The sequence below is a fragment of the Streptomyces venezuelae genome, from assembly GCF_008642375.1.
Taxonomy (GTDB): domain Bacteria; phylum Actinomycetota; class Actinomycetes; order Streptomycetales; family Streptomycetaceae; genus Streptomyces; species Streptomyces venezuelae_G.
Window position 1 is genome coordinate 4,306,947 of sequence record NZ_CP029194.1, and the last position, 19,085, is coordinate 4,326,031.

General features: G+C 68.3%; 17 protein-coding genes and 1 pseudogene. 7 read left to right on the forward strand and 11 right to left on the reverse strand.

Annotation, left to right across the window (positions count from 1 at the left end; all coding sequences use genetic code 11):
* Window positions 1–11 precede the first annotated feature (11 nt).
* The 5 genes and pseudogenes from DEJ46_RS39980 to dnaB form a co-directional block, all read right to left on the reverse strand.
* Complete coding sequence (locus tag DEJ46_RS39980) at window positions 12–1,283, reverse strand: LysR family transcriptional regulator (RefSeq protein ID WP_223834825.1); 1,272 nt, start codon at window positions 1,281–1,283, stop codon at window positions 12–14.
* A gap of 602 nt (window positions 1,284–1,885) precedes the next feature.
* Window positions 1,886–2,020: pseudogene (locus tag DEJ46_RS39985) on the reverse strand (hypothetical protein); the annotation flags it as partial.
* Between the two features lie 204 nt (window positions 2,021–2,224).
* Window positions 2,225–2,416: a hypothetical protein gene (locus tag DEJ46_RS39990; protein WP_223834827.1), complete on the reverse strand. Its 192-nt coding sequence runs from the start codon at window positions 2,414–2,416 to the stop codon at window positions 2,225–2,227.
* A gap of 71 nt (window positions 2,417–2,487) precedes the next feature.
* Window positions 2,488–3,000 (reverse strand): TnsA-like heteromeric transposase endonuclease subunit, encoded by a 513-nt coding sequence (locus tag DEJ46_RS19670; RefSeq protein ID WP_150268220.1) that lies wholly within the window; start codon window positions 2,998–3,000, stop codon window positions 2,488–2,490.
* 50 nt (window positions 3,001–3,050) lie between these two features.
* Window positions 3,051–4,532 (reverse strand): replicative DNA helicase, encoded by a 1,482-nt coding sequence (gene dnaB, locus DEJ46_RS19675; protein ID WP_079039525.1) that lies wholly within the window; start codon window positions 4,530–4,532, stop codon window positions 3,051–3,053.
* Window positions 4,533–4,956: 424 nt separating this feature from the next.
* Here dnaB and DEJ46_RS19685 point away from each other — a divergent pair, with 424 nt between their 5' ends.
* Complete coding sequence (locus DEJ46_RS19685) at window positions 4,957–6,294, forward strand: MATE family efflux transporter (RefSeq protein ID WP_150268221.1); 1,338 nt, start codon at window positions 4,957–4,959, stop codon at window positions 6,292–6,294.
* Window positions 6,295–6,379: 85 nt separating this feature from the next.
* Here the strand turns inward: DEJ46_RS19685 and rplI are convergent, their stop codons facing one another.
* The 4 genes from rplI to rpsF all read right to left on the reverse strand — a co-directional run bounded on the left by rplI (window position 6,380) and on the right by rpsF (window position 8,094).
* Entirely contained in the window at window positions 6,380–6,826 is a 447-nt protein-coding gene (gene rplI, locus DEJ46_RS19690) for a 50S ribosomal protein L9 (protein ID WP_056653714.1), read from the reverse strand.
* An 18-nt stretch (window positions 6,827–6,844) separates the two neighbouring features.
* On the reverse strand, window positions 6,845–7,081 hold the full coding sequence (gene rpsR / locus DEJ46_RS19695) for a 30S ribosomal protein S18 (RefSeq protein WP_005315025.1): 237 nt from the start codon (window positions 7,079–7,081) through the stop codon (window positions 6,845–6,847).
* Window positions 7,082–7,139: 58 nt separating this feature from the next.
* Complete coding sequence (locus DEJ46_RS19700) at window positions 7,140–7,730, reverse strand: single-stranded DNA-binding protein (RefSeq protein WP_150268223.1); 591 nt, start codon at window positions 7,728–7,730, stop codon at window positions 7,140–7,142.
* A 73-nt stretch (window positions 7,731–7,803) separates the two neighbouring features.
* Window positions 7,804–8,094 carry a 30S ribosomal protein S6 gene (gene rpsF, locus DEJ46_RS19705; RefSeq protein ID WP_005482942.1) on the reverse strand — a complete coding sequence of 97 codons (291 nt, stop codon included), beginning with the start codon at window positions 8,092–8,094 and terminating at the stop codon, window positions 7,804–7,806.
* Window positions 8,095–8,376: 282 nt separating this feature from the next.
* Here rpsF and DEJ46_RS19710 point away from each other — a divergent pair, with 282 nt between their 5' ends.
* From DEJ46_RS19710 to DEJ46_RS19720, 3 genes are all read left to right on the forward strand, one after another.
* Window positions 8,377–8,691, forward strand: a complete 315-nt coding sequence (locus DEJ46_RS19710) for a hypothetical protein (protein ID WP_150268224.1) — start codon at window positions 8,377–8,379, stop codon at window positions 8,689–8,691.
* A 119-nt stretch (window positions 8,692–8,810) separates the two neighbouring features.
* Window positions 8,811–9,929, forward strand: coding sequence for a lipid II:glycine glycyltransferase FemX (locus DEJ46_RS19715; protein ID WP_055642437.1), 1,119 nt, complete (start codon window positions 8,811–8,813; stop codon window positions 9,927–9,929).
* An 82-nt stretch (window positions 9,930–10,011) separates the two neighbouring features.
* On the forward strand, window positions 10,012–11,043 hold the full coding sequence (locus DEJ46_RS19720; RefSeq protein WP_150268225.1) for an alanine racemase: 1,032 nt from the start codon (window positions 10,012–10,014) through the stop codon (window positions 11,041–11,043).
* Window positions 11,044–11,058: 15 nt separating this feature from the next.
* Here DEJ46_RS19720 and DEJ46_RS19725 read toward each other — a convergent pair whose 3' ends face one another.
* Together DEJ46_RS19725 and DEJ46_RS19730 are read right to left on the reverse strand one after the other, a co-directional pair.
* A complete protein-coding gene (locus tag DEJ46_RS19725; RefSeq protein ID WP_150268227.1) occupies window positions 11,059–12,585 on the reverse strand; it encodes a glycosyltransferase family 87 protein in 1,527 nt (508 codons plus the stop codon).
* A gap of 121 nt (window positions 12,586–12,706) precedes the next feature.
* On the reverse strand, window positions 12,707–15,523 hold the full coding sequence (locus tag DEJ46_RS19730) for a transglycosylase domain-containing protein (RefSeq protein ID WP_223834829.1): 2,817 nt from the start codon (window positions 15,521–15,523) through the stop codon (window positions 12,707–12,709).
* A 370-nt stretch (window positions 15,524–15,893) separates the two neighbouring features.
* On the opposite strand from DEJ46_RS19730, the gene DEJ46_RS19735 reads away from it, so the two are divergent.
* The 3 genes from DEJ46_RS19735 to DEJ46_RS19745 all read left to right on the forward strand — a co-directional run bounded on the left by DEJ46_RS19735 (window position 15,894) and on the right by DEJ46_RS19745 (window position 19,040).
* Window positions 15,894–16,574 carry a PadR family transcriptional regulator gene (locus DEJ46_RS19735; RefSeq protein ID WP_024760413.1) on the forward strand — a complete coding sequence of 227 codons (681 nt, stop codon included), beginning with the start codon at window positions 15,894–15,896 and terminating at the stop codon, window positions 16,572–16,574.
* Between the two features lie 50 nt (window positions 16,575–16,624).
* Window positions 16,625–17,707 (forward strand): inositol-3-phosphate synthase, encoded by a 1,083-nt coding sequence (locus tag DEJ46_RS19740; protein ID WP_150268231.1) that lies wholly within the window; start codon window positions 16,625–16,627, stop codon window positions 17,705–17,707.
* 73 nt (window positions 17,708–17,780) lie between these two features.
* A complete protein-coding gene (locus tag DEJ46_RS19745) occupies window positions 17,781–19,040 on the forward strand; it encodes an MFS transporter (protein WP_150268233.1) in 1,260 nt (419 codons plus the stop codon).
* The last annotated feature ends 45 nt before the right edge of the window (window positions 19,041–19,085 follow it).

Sequence of the window (19,085 nt, forward strand, 5' to 3'; positions counted from 1 at the left end):
GCTCCGATGCTTCATGACTGCGCATCGCATTGAAACGTCCGGATCGCCCTGAGCACCTTCCTCCCCAAAGAGGTCAGCGTCATCGGCCGTCCCCGTTCGGCTCTCACCAGCAGCGGTCCGCCGAGCTCTCGCTCGATCCGGTTGATCTGCGCGACAAGGGTGAAATTGTTGAGGCCGAGACCGCTCGCTGCGTCACCAAGGCTTGGATAGGCGGATGCAGCCGCGAATCGGTTCAGGCGTTCGCTGGCACCCTGGCCGCCGAGTGCCGGCTGGAGGATGCGTGGCGCTTGGCCGGCTTGGTCGATGGCCCGAAGTGCCTGGCTGTGGCTGGCGCCTCCGCGTGATCGCAACGGGACGTTATGGGTCTTGGCCCAGCGCGCCATGTTCGCGGTACTCATGCCTTTCTCGCGTGCGAGGTCTGCGAGGGTCCGACGGCAGTGGACGTACTGCTCGATCAGCCAGTCCCGTTCGACCGTCCCGCGGCGCCTGTAGTCCTGCGGGCCTTCACGGAGCGCGACTTCATACTCATGCGCGAGAGCGGTCAGCACGCTGCGGGAGAAACCTGTGAAGGCGGCCATCTGGTTCAGGGATTGGTGCTCGTCTAGGTAGAGACGGACGAAGGTCTCCTTCGGCACGTCCTGACGGGCCTCGAGACGGACCTGGCCCGTCGCCCTGGCGGCGGACTTCGTCGGCGGTGGCGCGGGGGTGGGATGTTCGTCCAGGACGTGCCGGATTGCCTCGACGGTGGTGCCGAGGGCCTCAGCCGCGTACTGAACTGCGTTCTTGCGCTGGCGGACGAGGCGGTGCAGGTGGGGGCCGTCGATCCGAGCGGGGTCGGGACCCGGTAGGTCCAGCTCGTCGAGCAGGGCGGTTGGGGGCTGCCAGGTCACCGGCTCGTCGCGGATGCCGTGGCAGGCCAGGAAGTCGCGCGCCGCTCGGTCAAGCTCGCCAGCCAGCTCGGGGGTCTGGAGGACGGCAACGCGGGCGGCCTCAGCCCTGAAGGCTGCTTCGCCACCGCTGCCGAATCCTTGGGCGACTTCGGAGGGAAGTCCGCTGATGCGCTGGAACAACCAGCATCGGACGATCTGCTCGCGTCGGCCGTGGCCAGGCGGTGAGCCGGTGCGCTGACAGATCTCCGACCAGCGCTCGTGCGGCAGCAGGTCGGTGTAGTCGAGGAGTCGGCGCCGCTGGTAGTCGATGGGAACATCGTGGGCATCGAGGTAGCCGGCCAGTCGGACCAGAGCGTCCGTCGCGTCCGGCCAGTGTGGCCGGTCGTCCAGCATCTGCACGATGCGAGAGATGTCGATGCCGTCGGTGACCTCGCCGAGGCGCCGGACAGCTGCGGCGAGGCTGGTCCGGCTGCCGATGAGCAGGAGTGAGCTGGCCAGGACGGGCGCGAGAAGCCGGGCCGATCGACAGCCCGGGAAGCGAGTCGAGAGCCCGGGGCGGGCGCGAGGTGCTCTTCGGCGATGTCAGATGGCACGAGGCTCGCGAGGGTGCCGGCCGGAAGGTCCGCCAGAACGCGTCCGCCGATCGCCCGGATGTCCGCGAGGGCGTTCTGTGCCGGCTGCGGGCTCGCTGTGTAGATGCCGAAGGCGGCTGTCCCGGACTCGATGATCTCCAGCAGCCGGTCTTGGGCCGTCAATGCCGCATGGCTTGAGGGCAGCTGGAAAGTTCGGGTCTTGGTCAGGTCGAAGCCGCAGCCACCCGACGGCTCAGCGCTCGGGCGCGAGGGGGGATTGCCGCAGATTCCCAGCTGGGGGATGGCCCGACCAGAGCGGGGACGCTCGCGCTGAACTCGCTCGCAGTGCGGGCAGCAGTCGGTCAGCAGGCGTCGGTGGGTGGGGCAGGCGAACGACCAGCCCAGGCGCCAGGCCAGCTGCCAGCGGCCTCCGGAGTCGGCCAGGCAGTCCGGGCAGAACCGCGACCCGCGGGCCCTGCCCCAGAGCACCCGGCGGTTGACGTGCCGGCGCTCGGGGTCGACGCGAAGGGCCCGCTGGTCATAGTGGGCCAGCGTCATGGCCGTGATCACGGCCGGGGCAGCCCGCTCGCATGGGCGACGGCAGCGGTCTCCTGCTCTCGCAGCGCGATCGTCCAGTCCGGAGGGATGTCCCGCAGCTGGTTCCCGGAGCGGCCTCTCACCGGAAAGCCCGAGTGGGCCATCGCCTCCCCGAACGAGGTATTCAGACGCTCTGCCAGGACGTCCAGCCACGAGTCGAGGGCCTCACCGGGAAGCGGGTCCAGCCAGATCGGGAGCGTCCTCGGAGATCTCCTCGGCGTCGTCCGAGGACGGTCCAGGCCCCTCGGGGATGAGGGTGGCCCGGTCGGAGAAGAGCAGTTCCCGCAAAGACAGCCGCAGGAGCCTGCCGTGGCGGTCCTTGAGGACGACCTCGTTGCCAGCCGTGGTGGCAGCCATCTCGACCACCTCGACGGTCTCCCCGTCATAGCGGAAGTGTGTACCGACGCCAACCCGCGCCCCAGCCCTGCTCACGCCGTTCTCCCCAGCACGTGCGCCGAGCTGAATGGCCGGTCGAGATCAACCGTGAACTCTTGTGTCCACAGCAAGTGATAGATCGCAGACCGGACTCGCTCCTCCGGGTGACCGGGCAAGCTGGCCACCGCTCGACGCATAGAGACTCCGTCGAGCTCAGCGCCACGAAGCTCGTCTACGAGCCCACGGTCGAACAGCCAGTCTCTGCGGTAGCCCGCCAAGAAGCGGACGTTCTCCAGCTCAACCGCGGGTGGCTCGCTCCAGACCTCGTACTTCCACCCGTGGACCTCCACCGCCTCACGGGTCCAGCCGAAAGTGAAGGCCACCTCCGGCTTGGACAACCGGTGCAGTGACTTCACATCCACGACCACGGGTCCCTCGTCGGTGACCAGGAGATAGTCCGGGATGTGCTTGCGCACAGCCCCGTCCACCTCGGCCTTGAGCAGAAAGGGCTGGGCCACGATGGAACGTACGGACGGATCGAAATCAGCGAAGAGGAGCCGCGCCAGTTCGAGGCGCGACTCGTAGACACGGGATTTGCGAACCTACAGCCCTCCGGTCAGGTCTGGGCCATGTCCACGAAGCGCGAGTAGTGGCCCTGGAAGGCGACGGTGATCGTGGCCGTCGGGCCGTTTCGGTGCTTGCCCACGATGATGTCCGCCTCGCCGGCCCGCGGGGACTCCTTCTCGTAGGCGTCCTCACGGTGCAGCAGGATCACCATGTCGGCGTCCTGCTCGATCGAGCCGGACTCACGCAGGTCGGAGACCATCGGCTTCTTGTCGGTGCGCTGCTCGGGACCACGGTTCAGCTGGGAGAGCGCGATCACGGGCAGCTCCAGCTCCTTGGCGAGAAGCTTGAGGTTTCGCGACATGTCGGAGACTTCCTGCTGACGGCTCTCCTGCCGCTTGGAGCCACCCGACTGCATCAGCTGCAGGTAGTCGATGATCACGAGCTTGAGACCGTTGCGCTGCTTGAGCCGACGGCACTTGGCCCGGATCTCCATCATCGACAGGTTCGGGGAGTCGTCGATGTACAGGGGCGCCTGGGAGACGTCGGGCATGCGACGGGCGAGCCGCGTCCAGTCCTCGTCGGTCATGGTGCCGGAGCGCATGTGGTGGAGCGCGACCCTGGCCTCCGCCGAGAGCAGGCGCATCGCGATCTCGTTGCGGCCCATTTCGAGGGAGAAGATGACGCTGGGCAGGTTGTGCTTGATGGAGGCCGCCCGGGCGAAGTCCAGAGCGAGGGTCGACTTACCCATGGCGGGACGGGCCGCGATGATGATCATCTGGCCGGGGTGCAGTCCGTTGGTGAGCGAGTCGAGGTCGGTGAAGCCGGTCGGCACGCCCGTCATCTCACCGCTGCGGGAGCCGATCGCCTCGATCTCGTCGAGGGCCCCCTCCATGATGTCGCCGAGCGGCAGGTAGTCCTCGGTGGTGCGCTGCTCGGTGACCGCGTAGATCTCGGCCTGCGCCGAGTTCACGATCTCGTCGACGTCTCCGTCGGCCGCGTAGCCCATCTGCGTGATCTTGGTGCCGGCCTCCACGAGGCGGCGCAGGACGGCGCGCTCGTGGACGATCTCGGCGTAGTACGAGGCGTTGGCCGCGGTCGGGACCGACTGGACCAGCGTGTGGAGGTAGGAGGCGCCGCCGACGCGGGTGATCTCACCGCGCTTGGTGAGTTCGGCGCCGACGGTGATGGGGTCGGCCGGCTCGCCCTTGGCGTAGAGGTCGAGGATCGCGGCATAGACGGTCTCGTGGGCGGGCTTGTAGAAGTCGTTGCCCTTGATGATCTCCACGACGTCCGCGATGGCGTCCTTGGAGAGCAGCATGCCGCCGAGGACGGACTGCTCGGCGTCGAGATCCTGCGGGGGGACTCGCTCGAAACCGGAGAGGCCGCCGTCCCACGGGCCGTCGTTGCCGCGCTCGTGCTGGTCGTCGCGCCCGCGGCCCCGGCCGCGCCCTTCTCCTCGGGTACGGGTGGGCAGCCGGTCGCTCGGTCCGCTGTCGGCCCAAGGGTCGTCCATGGGCTCGGTAACGCTCACCAAGCCACCTCCTCCCGTCCGCTCCGCGGACCTCGCCGTGCCACTCTTTCTTACGCCACGGCCTTGATCAAAGAGTGGCTTCGCGACCGCTGCTGGCGCGTCGGGCGCCGGACCACGGTAGGCCCGCGAGGAGCGTCAGCCAATCTGGTTATCCACAGGGCCTGTGGGTGAACGGCCAGATGCTGTGGAGAACTCCCCGGATCCTGTGCACGGAGCGGGGGACAGCCATGTGGACAAACTCATAACACCCCCACGCCCACCCATGTGACCTGCAGTTTTTCCATCCACGGCCTGTGGGGGAGAAAAACTTCTCCACCCGGGCCAAGATCAGAACAAACGGCCCACACCCGAAGCCCCGCACCATCCTGGAGTAATGGTCTCTTGGGCCTTGCATCTCTTACCTGTGGAAGATTAGATTGACCGCATGATCCAGGCCCCCGCGACCTCCAAGGCCGTCCGCCGACAGCACGACCGCGAGATCGTCTCCCTCGCCCTGCCGGCCTTCGCTGCTCTCGTCGCCGAGCCGCTCTTCCTCATCGTCGACAGCGCCATCGTCGGCCACCTCGGCACCCCCCAACTCGCGGGGCTCGCGATCGCCGCCGCCCTGCTGTCCACCGCAGTCAGCGTCTTCGTCTTCCTCGCCTATGCGACCACGGCGGCCGTCGCCCGACGCGTCGGCGCGGGGGACCTCCAGGCCGCCATCCGGCAGGGCATGGACGGCATCTGGCTCGCCCTCCTTCTCGGCGCCGCCGTCGTCGCCGTGACCCTGCCCGCGGCGCCCCGGCTCGTCGATGTCTTCGGCGCCTCCGACACGGCCGCCCCCTACGCCGTGACCTATCTCCGGATCTCCAGCCTCGGCATCCCCGCCATGCTGGTGGTCCTGGCCGCCACCGGCGTCCTCCGCGGCCTCCAGGACACCCGTACACCGCTCTACGTGGCCATCGGGGGCTTCGCCGTGAACGGGGCGCTGAACCTCGGGCTGGTCTACGGCGCGGGGCTGGGGATCGCAGGCTCGGCCTGGGGCACGGTCATCGCCCAGTGCGGCATGGCCGTCGCCTACCTCGTCGTGGTCGTACGGGGCGCCCGGCGCCACGGCGCTTCCCTCCGCCCCGACGCCGCCGGCATCCGCGCCTCGGCCCAGGCCGGCGTCCCACTCCTGGTCCGTACACTCTCGCTCCGCGCCATCCTGATGATCGCCACCGCCGTCGCGGCCCGGATGGGTGACGCCGAGGTCGCCGCCCACCAGATCATCCTGTCCCTCTGGAGCCTGATGGCCTTCGCGCTCGATGCGATCGCCATCGCGGGCCAGGCCATCATTGGCCGCTATCTCGGCGCGAACGACGCCGAGGGCGCACGCCAGGTCTGCCGCCGCATGGTCCAGTGGGGCGTGGCCTCGGGAGTGGTGCTCGGTGCACTCCTCATCGTCGCCCGTCCCCTGTTCATCCCGCTCTTCACCAGCGACGCCACCGTCCAGGACACCCTGCTCCCGGCCCTCCTCGTGGTCGCGCTGTCCCAGCCGATCTCCGGTGTCGTCTTCGTCCTCGACGGTGTCCTCATGGGCGCGGGCGACGGGCCCTATCTGGCCTGGGCCATGTTGCTGACCCTCGCGGTCTTCGCCCCGGTCGCCCTGCTCGTCCCGGTGCTCGGTGGCGGGCTGACCGCCCTCTGGTGGGCGATGACTCTGATGATGACGGTCCGGATGGTGACGCTCTGGCTGCGCTCGCGCTCCGGCCGCTGGATCGTCACGGGCGCCACGCGCTGAACGTTTCACGTGAAACGGCGGAAGGGCCGCACCCCGAGGGGTGCGGCCCTTCCTCACTGCTGAGCGCAGACTGCCAAGGGCAGCGTTACGCGGCGACGACCTCGACGCCGAGCTTCGCGGCAACCTCGGGGTGCAGACGCACGAAGACCTGGTGCGAGCCCAGGGTCTTGATCGGCGAACCGAGCTCGACGCGACGCTTGTCGACGTCGGGGCCACCCGCGGTCTTGATCGCCGAGGCGATGTCGGCCGGGGTCACGGAGCCGAAGAGACGGCCGGCGTCGCCGGAGCGAACGGCCAGGCGCACCTTCGTGCCCTCGAGCTGGGCCTTGATCTCGTTGGCCTGCTCGATGGTCGCGATCTCGTGGATCTTGCGGGCGCGGCGGATCTGCGCCACGTCCTTCTCGCCACCCTTGGTCCAGCGGATCGCGAAACCACGCGGGACCAGGTAGTTGCGAGCGTAGCCGTCCTTGACGTCGACGACATCGCCGGCGGCGCCGAGGCCAGAGACCTCGTGGGTCAGGATGATCTTCATTTTTCGGTCACCCTTTCCTTATCGCGCGGTGGACGTGTAGGGCAGCAGCGCCATCTCACGGCTGTTCTTGACGGCCGTGGCGACGTCACGCTGGTGCTGCGTGCAGTTGCCGGTGACGCGGCGGGCACGGATCTTGCCGCGGTCGGAAATGAACTTCCGCAGCATGTTCGTGTCCTTGTAGTCCACGTACGCGGTCTTGTCCTTGCAGAACGCGCAGACCTTCTTCTTAGGCTTGCGCACAGGCGGCTTCGCCATGGTGTTTCTCCTGTGTGATCAAGAAGTGGGGATACGAGCTGCTTCGAGGGCACGTGCCCTAGAAGGGGGGCTCGTCCGAGTAGCCGCCGCCGGAGTTCCCACCCCAGCCGCCGCCTCCGCCGCCCTGCTGGCCGCCGGAACCGCCGGAAGGAGCACCGGTCGCCCACGGGTCGTCGGCGGGAGCACCGCCACCACCCTGCGGGGCACCGCCGCCGGAGTTCCCACCCCAGCTGCCGCCACCCTGCTGCTGGCCACCGCCGCCGTAGCCGCCCTGACCACCGCGACCAGTGGTCTTGGTGACCTTGGCCGTGGCGTTCTTGAGGCTGGGGCCGACTTCCTCGACGTCCAGCTCGTAGACCGTGCGCTTGACGCCCTCACGGTCCTCGTAGGACCGCTGCTTCAGCCGGCCCTGCACGACGACGCGCATGCCTCGCTGAAGCGACTCGGCGACGTTCTCCGCCGCCTGACGCCAGACCGAGCACGTGAGGAAGAGGCTCTCGCCGTCCTTCCACTCGTTGGTCTGACGGTCGAAGGTGCGGGGGGTGGACGCGATACGGAACTTCGCGACCGCCGCACCGGACGGGGTGAAGCGCAGCTCGGGGTCGTCGACAAGATTGCCGACGACCGTGATGACGGTCTCGCCTGCCATGGGGGAACCTCTCGGCGGGATTGCTTCTGGCTGCTTGTAGCTACTCGGACCCGATGACCTCTGAGCTAGAAGCTCAGTGGGTCTCGGGGCGGAGGACCTTGGTCCGGAGGACCGACTCGTTCAGGTTCATCTGGCGGTCGAGCTCCTTGACGACCGCAGGCTCGGCCTGCAGGTCGATGACCGAGTAGATGCCCTCGGGCTTCTTCTTGATCTCGTACGAGAGACGACGACGGCCCCAGGTGTCGACCTTCTCGACCTTTCCGTTGCCCTCACGGACGACGGAGAGGAAGTTCTCGATCAGGGGGGCGACAGCGCGCTCCTCCAGATCGGGGTCGAGGATGACCATCACCTCGTAGTGACGCATGTGGAACCCACCTCCTTTGGACTCAGCGGCCACGGTCGTTCCGTGGCAGGAGGGTCGTGATGCGTAAGCAACGGTATCCGCCACCACTGACAATCCCCTCGGTGAACGAGGGGGCCGTCGGGGATCCCAGAGGGAACTGGGCAGACACCGGCGCAGCTGTACAGAGTACCCGCACATCGGCTGCGGTTGAAATTCCCCGGTGAGGGGACGCAATCTGTACACAACGGATGTCGGCGGCGCCGCAATGCGCCGCCCTCGCGCAGCAACGCCAGGAGGTGCCCCATGGCACAGGCAATGCGACCCGACCCCGGCCACTCCCTCTTCGCGACCGACGGCAAGCCCCACCCCCTCCAGGACACCCTGGTCGGCGTGACACTGGTCCTGGGTGTCCTCGCCTTCGTCACCGCGCAGTTCGACAACCTGCACCTGCTGAGCTCCTGGTCGGGCCTGATCGGCATCCTGACCGGTGCCTACGGACAGTTCATCTCCGTGACGACCCGCGAACGCTTCCTGCTGATCCTCGGACTCGGCGCCTCGGCGTTCGGCTTCTATCTCGGGATGGCGCACGGCGGCCTCTTCGGCGGCGTCATCAGCTGAGCCCGGCGGCACGTCAGGGCGTACACGCCCATCCGGGGCGCTCCCCGGTCACAGTAGGCTTCGGCGCGAGAGCCGGAGCCCCTGACCGATGGGGACACACCTGCCGAGGAGCGCCCCGCATGAGCCTGACCCTGAGGACCATCAGCCGTGAGCAGCATCTGGGATTCATCCAGAGCCAGCCCGCTGCGAGCCACTGCCAGGTCCCGGCGTGGGCTGATGTGAAGACCGAGTGGCGCTCGGAGAACCTCGGCTGGTTCGACAAGAACGGCGAGCTCGTCGGCGTCGGCCTGGTGCTCTACCGCCAGCTCCCGAAGATCAAGCGCTACCTGGCCTATCTGCCCGAGGGTCCGGTCATCAATTGGCACGCGCCGAACCTCGACGACTGGCTGCAGCCGATGCTGGCGCACCTCAAGCAGCAGGGCGCCTTCTCGGTGAAGATGGGCCCGCCGGTCGTCATCCGCCGCTGGGACGCCGCCGCCATCAAGTCCGGCATCCAGGACCCGGACGTGAAGCGCCTCAAGGACGTCGAGGCCACCCACATCGAGCCGCGCGCCTTCGAGGTCGCGGACCGGCTGCGGAAGATGGGCTGGCAGCAGGCCGAGGACGGCGGCGCCGGCTTCGGTGACGTCCAGCCCCGCTACGTCTTCCAGGTCCCCCTCGCGAACCGCTCGCTCGACGACGTCCTCAAGGGCTTCAACCAGCTGTGGCGCCGGAACATCAAGAAGGCCGAGAAGGCCGGTGTCGAGGTCGTCCAGGGCGGCTACGAGGACCTGGCCGAGTGGCAGCGGCTCTACGAGATCACGGCCGTCCGCGACCACTTCCGGCCGCGCCCGCTCTCGTACTTCCAGCGCATGTGGACCGTCCTCAACAACGAGGACCCCAACCGCATGCGGCTCTACTTCGCGCGCCACAACGGCGTGAACCTGTCGGCCGCGACCATGCTCGTCGTCGGCGGCCACGTCTGGTACTCCTACGGCGCCTCCGACAACATCGGCCGCGAGGTCAGGCCCTCGAACGCGATGCAGTGGCGGATGCTGCGCGACGCCTACGCGATGGGCGCGACCGTCTACGACCTGCGGGGCATCTCCGACTCGCTCGACGAGACCGACCACCTCTTCGGGCTCATCCAGTTCAAGGTGGGCACGGGCGGCGAGGCCGTCGAGTACGTCGGCGAGTGGGACTTCCCGCTGAACAAGCTGCTGCACAAGGCGCTCGACATCTACATGTCCCGCCGCTGAGCCGCGTCGCTTCGGCGACGGTTCCGTAGTCTCGTACATATCTTTGATACACCGCTGCCACCAGAAAGGTTCCGGGCCGGCCATGGCGCTCTCCCTCTACGTCGACACCGCTCGCTGGCGCGCGCACCAGAAGACCGTCATCGACCAGTTCCCCGGTCTGATCCCGGTCTGCAAGGGCAACGGCTACGGCTTCGGGCACGAGCGCCTGGCCGACGAGGCCGCCCGGTTCGGCGCCGACATGCTCGCGGTCGGCACCACCTACGAAGCCGCGCGGATCAAGGACTGGTTCAGCGGCGACCTGCTGGTCCTCACCCCCTTCCGCCGGGGCGAAGAACCGGTTCCGCTGCCCGACCGGGTCATCCGCTCCGTGTCCTCCGTGGACGGCGTCCACGCCCTGGTGGGCGCCCGGGTCGTCATCGAGTGCATGAGCTCGATGAAGCGGCACGGCGTCCACGAGAGCGAGCTCCAGCAGCTCCACTCCGCCATCGAGGACGTACGGCTCGAGGGCTTCGCCCTCCACCTCCCGCTGGACCGCCCGGACGGCACCGACGCCGTCGAGGAGGTCATCGCCTGGATGGACCGGCTGCGGACCGCCCGTCTGCCGCTGCACACCATGTTCGTGAGCCACCTGCGGGCCGAGGAACAGGCCCGGCTCCAGCAGCAGTTCCCGCAGACCCGCTTCCGCGCGCGGATCGGCACCCGGCTGTGGCTGGGCGACCACGAGGCCACCGAGTACCGGGGCGCCGTCCTCGACGTGACCCGGGTCGCCAAGGGGGACCGTTTCGGCTACCGCCAGCAGAAGGCCGCGTCGGACGGCTGGCTGGTCGTCGTCGCCGGCGGCACCTCGCACGGCGTGGGTCTGGAGGCTCCCAAGGCGATGCACGGCGTCATGCCGCGCGCCAAGGGCGTCGCACGAGCCGGTCTGGCCACGGTCAACCGGAACCTGTCGCCCTTCGTCTGGGCGGGCAAGCAGCGCTGGTTCGCCGAGCCGCCGCACATGCAGGTGTCGATCCTGTTCGTGCCCGCGGACGCCCAGGAGCCCCGCGTCGGCGACGAGCTGGTGGCGCATCTGCGCCACACCACGACGCAGTTCGACCGGCTCGTGGAGCGCTGAGCCGGTCGACCACGGTCACCCCCGGGAATCCCCAACCGTCTCCGGTTCGGGATCCCCGGGGGTGCCCCATTCCACCCGCGGACCCTCGACCGCCGGCGCGGCGTGCCGGGCCGGATGTGCCGCCCTGCCCGTGACGAAGACGTCCTTCGCGCCGTCCAGGACGCCCCCCGAGGGGTCGTCCGAGCCGTCCTGGCGGACCGGGTCCTTCTCGGGCATGAGGATGTCGCGTACGACCACGACGCACAGGTACAGCGTGCCGAGCAGGTGCAGGACGATCGCGAACTGGTAGCCGTCGACCGGCAGTCCCTGCTTGCTGCCGCTGTTCATGAAGGCCAGGTACATCCAGATGCCCAGGAAGTACATGACCTCGCACGCCTGCCAGATCAGGAAGTCGCGCCAGCGCGGCCGGGCGAGGGCCGCGAGCGGGATGAGCCACAGCACGTACTGCGGCGAGTAGACCTTGTTGGTGAGGACGAACGCGGCGACGACCAGGAAGGCCAGCTGGGCGAAGCGGGGCCTGCGGGGAGCACTGAACGCCAGGAAGCCGAGCGCGACCACCGCGACGACCATGAGCATCAGGGCGTACATGTTGGCCTTGTCCGGCGTGATCGACGTGCCCGTCCGCTGGCTGATCAGCAACCAGACCGAACCGAAGTCGACGTTCCGGTCACGGCTGAAGAGGTAGAACTGCTTCCACCCCTCGGGCGCCATCAGCATCACGGGCAGGTTCACGACCAGCCACGCGCCGGCCGCACCGAGCACGGCCGTCCCGTACTCCCGCCACTTCCCCGCGCGCCAGCAGAGCAGCAGCAGCGGGACGAGGAGCAGTATCGGGTAGAACTTCGCCGCCGTGGCGAGGCCGAGCAGGATGCCGAAGCCGAGCGGCCGGCCGCGCGACCACAGGAGGACGGCGGCGGAGGTCAGCGCGACGGCCAGTATGTCCCAGTTGATCGTGGCGGTGAGCGCGACGGAGGGCGCCAGGGCGACCAGGAGGCCGTCCCAGGGGCGGCTCCGGTGCGTCCGCGCGACACAGACCGCGAGGACGGCCGCGCAGACCATCAGCATGCCGGCGTTGACCATCCAGAACGTCTGCTCGCGGTGGTCCATGGTGCCGCTGCCGGGCGTCAGCCAGGCCGCGACCTCCATGAAGAGGCCCGTCAGGACCGGGTACTCCAGAAACGGTATGTCGCCGCTCAGCCGGTCGAAGTAGGGCACCAGGCCGTCGGCGAACCCTCGTCCGGAGAAGAGGTGCGGGATGTCCGAGTAACAGGCGTGGGTGTACTGGGAGGTGGTCCCCCGGAACCAGGCCCAGTTGTAGCAGGGCAGTTTCTGCACCATGCCGAGGGCGAACATCCCGATGGCCACGAGAGCGATCACTCGCACCGGTGTGAACTGACCGCGGCCGGTCAGGGCACGGCGGCCGAAGGGACCGCCGATCAGCTCGCTGCCCGCGGCGGCCACCTCGTCCCGGTGGGTGGGGATGACCGTCCGCGGGCCCTGCGGCCGGTCCTGCGGCTCGCGCGTCTTCTGGAGGCTCGGCATGGGGGACATCCTGCCGTACGTCCCCGGCGAAACGGCGAGGGCCGCCGCGTCCGGTCCGTACGGAAGGTACGGACGGACGCGACGGCCCTCGCTGCGTGCCCTGGGAAGGGCGCGGCCGGGATCAGGGAGTCCAGGCCCCGTCCTCTTCACTGCCGCCGCCGGGCCGGCCGGTCCCGTTGCCCGGATCGTCCGTCGTCGCCGTACCGGTCGGCGTCGGCGCCTCCGTCGTGGTCGGCGGCGTGGTCGTCGGTTCACCCGTGTTGCCGCCCGGGTCGCCGCCCGTGTCGCAGTCCAGGTCCCAGACGCTGCAGGTCGTCTTGCCCGGCTTCGGCGACTTCGTCGGCCTCGTCGGGGGAGTCGTCGTCGGGGTGGCCGGGGGAGTCGTCGTCGGCGCCTCGGTCGTCGGCGTCGCCGTGGTCTCGGTGGGCGTCGGGGTGGCCGTCGGCGACGGGGTCGGGCTGGTGGCGCCACCGCCGAACACCGGCTCGGCGTTCTCCAGGTCCTCGGGCTCGGGGAACTTCACGTCCGGCATGCCCTCGACGGCATCCGTCATGTAGTCGTTCCAGATCTGCGAGGGGAACGACGAACCGTGGATGGTGTCCCTGTCACCCGTGCCGTACATCTCCTCGAACTCGCGGTTCTTCTTCGTCTCGTCGTCGTCGAAGCGGTACATGTCGATGGCGGTCGACAGCTGCGGGGTGTAGCCCACGAACCAGGCCGACTTGTTGCCGTCGGTCGTACCGGTCTTGCCGGCCACGGCGCGGCCCGGGATCGCGGCGTTGTTGCCGGTGCCCTCCGGGTCCTCCACGACGTCCCGGAGGACGTCGGTGACGTTGCTGGCGATGGCCGTCGTGAAGGCCTGCTCGGTCTTGACCTCATGCTTGTAGATGGTCTTTCCGCCCTTGACCACCTTGGTCACCGAGAACGGGTCCTTCTGCTGGCCGTTGTCGGCGAAGGTCGCATAGGCGCCGGCCATCCGGATCGCGCTCGGGCTGGAGATACCGAGGGAGAAGGAGGGCACCTCGCCCTTGACGAGCGAGTCCTCGCGCAGACCGGCCTTGACCGCGGCCTCACGGACCTTGTCGATGCCGATGTCCATGCCGAGCTGCACGTACGGGGAGTTGGCCGACTTGATCATGGCCCGGCGAAGGGTCATCGAACCGTAGCTCGCGTTGCCGTCATTGGTCTGGAACCACTCCTTGCCCTTCTCGTCCTCCCAGATCTCGCCGTTGTACTTCCGGATCTTCAGCTTGTTCTTGCCGGAGTAGCGGCTCTTGTCCGGGTCCACGATCGTGCGGGAGGACGCGTCCTGGACGGGACCGAGTTCCTTGTCCCGGACGCCGTCCTGCATCGCGGCGGCCAGCACGAAGGGCTTGAAGGTCGATCCGACCTGGGCACCGGTCGTGTCGGCGTTGTTGGTGAAGTGCTTGGTGGCGTCGGTACCACCGTAGATCGCGACCAACGCGCCCGTCTGCGCGTTCACGGAGGCGCCGCCGAACTGGACGTGGGTGTCCGTCTTCGGCCGCTTCTTCGGGTCGATGTGCTCGTCGTAGACCTTTTTGACCGCGTCCTCGAGGTCCTTCACCTTCTTCTTCTCGAAGGTGGTGTGGATCTCGTAGCCGCCGCGCTCCAGCTCCTTGGCGCCGATGCCGTCGGTGTTGCTGTTGATGTAGTTCGCCTTGGCCGTGCTGACGAGGTAGCCGATCTGGCCGCCCAGCTGCACGTCCTGCTTGCGCTTCTGGACCTTGGGGAACGTCGTGTACTTGGCACGCTCCTCGGCCGTGATCTTGCCGTCCTTGACCATCTCGTCGAGGATCCAGCTCCACCGCTTGGTGGCGCGGTCGAGGTTCTTCTGGGGCGTGGCCTCGGGGTCGATCTCCGGGTAGCCGGCCGGGTCGTAGTACGTCGCGCCCTTCAACACAGCGGTGAGCAGCGCCGACTCACTGGCGTTGAGATGCCTGGAGTCCTTGCCGAAGTACGCGCGAGAGGCCGCCTGGATGCCGTAGGCACCGCGCCCGTAGTACGAGGTGTTCAGGTAGCCGGCCATGATGTCGCGCTTTTCCAGCTCGTTACCGACCTTCATGGAGATGAAGAGTTCCTTCACCTTCCGGGTGAGGGTCTGCGACTGGTCGTTGAGCCGGTTGTTCTTCACGTACTGCTGGGTGATGGTCGAACCACCCTGGGTGTCGCCGCCCTTGGCCATGTTCCACACGGCGCGACCCATGCCCATCGGGTCGACACCCGAGTCCGTCCAGAAGGTCTTGTTCTCGGCCGAGACCACGGCCTCCTGCATGACCTTCGGGATCTGCTCGATGCCGACGATCTGACGGTTCGTACCACTGCCGGTCGCGACCATGCGCGTTCCGTCGGCCCAGTAGTAGATGTTGTTCTGCGAGGTCGCGGACTCGTCCGTCTCGGGGATCGTGACCTGGGAGTACGCGAAGACCGCGCCGCCCATCAGCACACCGGCGAACACCAGGAACGTGCCCGTCACGAGCCTCCACGAGGGCATCCAGCGACGCCAGCCGTACTTGTCGTGGCGCGGATAGTCGATGATCCGCTTCTTGCCCGGCGGACGACCGCCGGAGCCTCGACCCGGGCCGCTGCCACGACCGCCACCGGCACCACCGCCGCCGCGCCGTCCTCCACCGGGGCCCGCGGGACCGCCAGGGCCCCCGGGGCCGGCTTCGGCACCCCTCCGACGGCCGCCGCGCTGCGCGGCCCGACGGGCCTCCGCGCGACCGCCGTAGGGACGCGACTCCTCCCCATGGGAAGAATGGGAAGAAGGCGGTCCGTACGAGGCCGCAGGGGCCCCCGTGCCGACATCCTGGGCCGGGGCCGACCTGCGGCCCACCGGCTGCTGGGCAGCGCGCCGTGCCGCCGCGCGGCCACCTGCCGGCGGCTCCTGCGGCGACATTTTGCGACGATGCTCGCTCATCGAACGACTACTCCTCGGGCAGGCGCGTACGCCTGGAAGCGGCAGTTGAGTTCCGGTCCCCCCGAAATGCGCACGGGCTGAGCCCCATCGGAGGCCCCTCCGTAACGCAGCCGGTCACCCGCAGCACTGACGCCCCACGGCATCGCTTGGTTCCCGGTGGTCTGCATGCCGCACAGACTACGCACGGCCAAAACCCACGTAGGGCCGGAGTTCACCCCAAATCAGGCAAGTCGATCGCTGTGAATTGACGATGTGACGCCGGTCACGGCGGTCCCACTTGTCGAGACAGTGAGCCCGTTCTATCGTGCTGATGTATCGAGTCGATACATCAGCACGGCATAAGGGTCCCGAGAAGCGGAGGAGGCGACGGATGAGCAGGCGCTCAGGCATCCTCGAGTTCGCCGTTCTCGGCCTGCTCCGCGAGGCCCCGATGCACGGGTACGAGCTGCGGAAGCGCCTCAACACCTCGCTGGGGGTCTTCCGGGCCTTCAGCTACGGGACGCTGTATCCCTGCCTCAAGACGCTGGTCGCCAACGGCTGGTTGATCGAGGAGCCGGGCAGCGCCCCCGAGGAAGCACTCGCCGCTTCACTCGCAGGACGCCGGGCCAAGATCGTCTACCGGTTGACACCGGAAGGTAAGGAGCACTTCGAGGAGCTCCTCACCCACACGGGCCCCGACGCCTGGGAGGACGAGCACTTCGCCGCCCGCTTCGCCTTCTTCGGCCAGACCGAGCGCGAAGTACGGATGCGGGTGCTCGAAGGGCGCCGCAGCCGGCTGGAGGAGCGCCTGGAGAAGATGCGCGCCTCCCTGGCCAGGACCCGCGAGCGACTCGACGACTACACACTTGAGCTGCAGCGCCACGGTATGGAGTCCGTGGAGCGCGAGGTGCGCTGGCTGAACGAGCTCATCGAGAGCGAGCGGGCGGGACGGGATCAGCGATCCGGCCCCGACGCCCCCGCTCTGCACGACAACGATTCTGGAGAAACGGGCGGCCTGCCCCGGCACGGGGGCAGTACCCGGCCGGATCCGTCCGACGACACCGCCAAGTGAAACCCTGCGCACAGCAGGGCTTCCACGATCACAACAGGGAGCAACCGGAAATGGGTTCGGTTCGCGTAGCCATCGTCGGCGTGGGCAACTGCGCCGCCTCGCTGGTCCAGGGCGTCGAGTACTACAAGGACGCCGACCCGGCGACCAAGGTGCCCGGCCTGATGCACGTCCAGTTCGGCGACTACCACGTCGGTGACGTCGAGTTCGTCGCCGCTTTCGACGTCGACGCGAAGAAGGTCGGCCTCGACCTCTCGGACGCCATCGGCGCCAGCGAGAACAACACCATCAAGATCTGCGACGTCCCGAACGCGGGCGTCACGGTCCAGCGTGGTCACACCTACGACGGTCTCGGTAAGTACTACCGCATGACCATCGAGGAGTCCGCCGAGGAGCCGGTCGACGTCGTCCAGATCCTCAAGGACCGCCAGGTCGACGTTCTCGTCTGCTACCTGCCCGTGGGCTCCGAGGACGCTGCGAAGTTCTACGCGCAGTGCGCCATCGACGCCAAGGTCGCGTTCGTCAACGCCCTCCCGGTCTTCATCGCCGGCACCAAGGAGTGGGCGGACAAGTTCACCGAGGCGGGCGTCCCGATCGTCGGCGACGACATCAAGTCGCAGGTCGGCGCGACCATCACGCACCGCGTGATGGCGAAGCTGTTCGAGGACCGCGGTGTCCGTCTTGAGCGCACCATGCAGCTCAACGTCGGCGGCAACATGGACTTCAAGAACATGCTCGAGCGCGACCGCCTCGAGTCCAAGAAGATCTCCAAGACGCAGGCCGTCACCTCGCAGATCCCGGACCGTGAGCTGGGCGAGAAGAACGTCCACATCGGCCCGTCGGACTACGTGGCCTGGCTGGACGACCGCAAGTGGGCGTACGTGCGCCTCGAGGGCCGCGCCTTCGGTGACGTTCCGCTGAACCTCGAGTACAAGCTCGAGGTGTGGGACTCCCCGAACTCCGCGGGTGTCATCATCGACGCCCTGCGCGCCGCGAAGATCGCCAAGGACCGCGGCATCGGCGGCCCCATCCTCTCCGCGTCGAGCTACTTCATGAAGAGCCCGCCGGTCCAGTACTTCGACGACGAGGCCCTGGCCAACGTCGAGAAGTTCATCAAGGGCGAGGTCGAGCGCTAAGCGCCACACGCTTGTCGAAGAGGGTCCCCGAGGTGCTGCCCGGGGGCCCTCTTCGTATGTGAGTCTTGCTGCCATGTCCGTCGTACGTGATCTGCGCGTACTCCTGCGCCTGACGAACTTCCGCCGCCTGCTCGCCGTCCGGCTGCTCTCCCAGGGCGCCGACGGCGTCTACCAGGTGGCCCTGGCCACGTACGTCGTCTTCTCCCCCGAGAAGCAGACCTCACCCGCCGCCATCGCCTCAGCCATGGCCGTGCTCCTGCTCCCGTACTCGCTCGTCGGGCCCTTCGCCGGCGTCTTCCTCGACCGCTGGCAGCGCCGACAGGTCTTCCTGTACGGGAACCTCCTGCGGGCCCTGCTCGCCTGCGGGACCGCCGTACTCATCGTCGCCTCCGTCCCCGACTGGCTCTTCTACGCCTCTGCGCTCTCCGTCACGGCGGTCAACCGCTTCGTGCTAGCAGGGCTCTCGGCCGCGCTTCCCCGCGTCGTCGACGAGGAGCGGCTGGTCGTGGCGAACTCGCTCTCCCCCACGGTCGGCACCCTGGCCGCGACCCTCGGGGGCGGTCTGGCCTTCGGCGTCCGGCTGCTCACCGACGAGTCCGACGCGGCGGTGGTGGCCTTCGGCGCCGCCCTCTACCTCCTGTCCGCCCTGGCCTCCCTGCGCATCCCAAGGGCACTCCTCGGACCCGATCAGGAGCTCGCTCCCCAGCGACTCACCTCGGCTCTGTCCTCCACGGCCAGAGGGCTGGTCGCGGGACTGCGGCACCTGGCCGAGCGACGGCCCGCCGCCAGGGCTCTGACCGCGGTGGCCCTGATGCGCTTCTGCTACGGCGCCCTGCTCGTCACCGTGCTGATGCTCAGCCGCTATGCCTGGAGCACCACGGAGTCCGAGGGGCTCGGTCTCCTCGGGATCGCCGTCGCCGCCTCGGGGGCGGGCTTCTTCGCGGCGGCCGTCCTCTCCCCCTGGGCAGTGGGACGGCTGGGGCCGTTCGGCTGGATGACCCTGTGTGCGGGGATCGCCGCCGTCCTGGAGCCGACGCTCGGCCTCTTCTTCGACCCCGTCCCCTTCCTCGTCGCCGCCTTCGTCCTCGGGCTCATCACCCAGGGGGCCAAGATCGCGACGGACACCGTCGTGCAGACGGCCGTGGACGACGCCTACCGAGGCCGGGTGTTCGCCCTCTACGACGTGCTGTTCAACGTCGCGTTCGTGGCTGCGGCGGGAATCGCCGCGCTGATGCTGCCGGCGGACGGCCGATCACCGCTGTTGGTCATCCTGGTGGCTGCGATCTATGCGGCGATCGCGCTGGTGTTGCACAAGGAACGCGCCGAGGGGTGATGTTTCACGTGAAACATCACCCCTCTACGACACGCTGCCTCGGGC

Excerpts from the sequence above, each read along its gene's own strand:
- DEJ46_RS19740 (WP_150268231.1), top strand. The coding sequence starts at position 16,625 with ATGGGTTCGGTTCGCGTAGCCATCGTCGGCGTGGGCAACTGCGCCGCC.
- DEJ46_RS19715 (WP_055642437.1), top strand. The coding sequence starts at position 8,811 with ATGAGCCTGACCCTGAGGACCATCAGCCGTGAGCAGCATCTGGGATTC.
- DEJ46_RS19710 (WP_150268224.1), top strand. The coding sequence starts at position 8,377 with ATGGCACAGGCAATGCGACCCGACCCCGGCCACTCCCTCTTCGCGACC.
- DEJ46_RS19720 (WP_150268225.1), top strand. The coding sequence starts at position 10,012 with ATGGCGCTCTCCCTCTACGTCGACACCGCTCGCTGGCGCGCGCACCAG.
- DEJ46_RS19725 (WP_150268227.1), bottom strand. The coding sequence starts at position 12,585 with ATGCCGAGCCTCCAGAAGACGCGCGAGCCGCAGGACCGGCCGCAGGGC.
- rpsF (WP_005482942.1), bottom strand. The coding sequence starts at position 8,094 with ATGCGTCACTACGAGGTGATGGTCATCCTCGACCCCGATCTGGAGGAG.
- DEJ46_RS39990 (WP_223834827.1), bottom strand. The coding sequence starts at position 2,416 with ATGGCTGCCACCACGGCTGGCAACGAGGTCGTCCTCAAGGACCGCCAC.
- DEJ46_RS19685 (WP_150268221.1), top strand. The coding sequence starts at position 4,957 with ATGATCCAGGCCCCCGCGACCTCCAAGGCCGTCCGCCGACAGCACGAC.
- DEJ46_RS19700 (WP_150268223.1), bottom strand. The coding sequence starts at position 7,730 with ATGGCAGGCGAGACCGTCATCACGGTCGTCGGCAATCTTGTCGACGAC.
- DEJ46_RS39980 (WP_223834825.1), bottom strand. The coding sequence starts at position 1,283 with ATGCTGGACGACCGGCCACACTGGCCGGACGCGACGGACGCTCTGGTC.
- DEJ46_RS19735 (WP_024760413.1), top strand. The coding sequence starts at position 15,894 with ATGAGCAGGCGCTCAGGCATCCTCGAGTTCGCCGTTCTCGGCCTGCTC.
- DEJ46_RS19745 (WP_150268233.1), top strand. The coding sequence starts at position 17,781 with ATGTCCGTCGTACGTGATCTGCGCGTACTCCTGCGCCTGACGAACTTC.
- rpsR (WP_005315025.1), bottom strand. The coding sequence starts at position 7,081 with ATGGCGAAGCCGCCTGTGCGCAAGCCTAAGAAGAAGGTCTGCGCGTTC.
- DEJ46_RS19730 (WP_223834829.1), bottom strand. The coding sequence starts at position 15,523 with ATGAGCGAGCATCGTCGCAAAATGTCGCCGCAGGAGCCGCCGGCAGGT.
- rplI (WP_056653714.1), bottom strand. The coding sequence starts at position 6,826 with ATGAAGATCATCCTGACCCACGAGGTCTCTGGCCTCGGCGCCGCCGGC.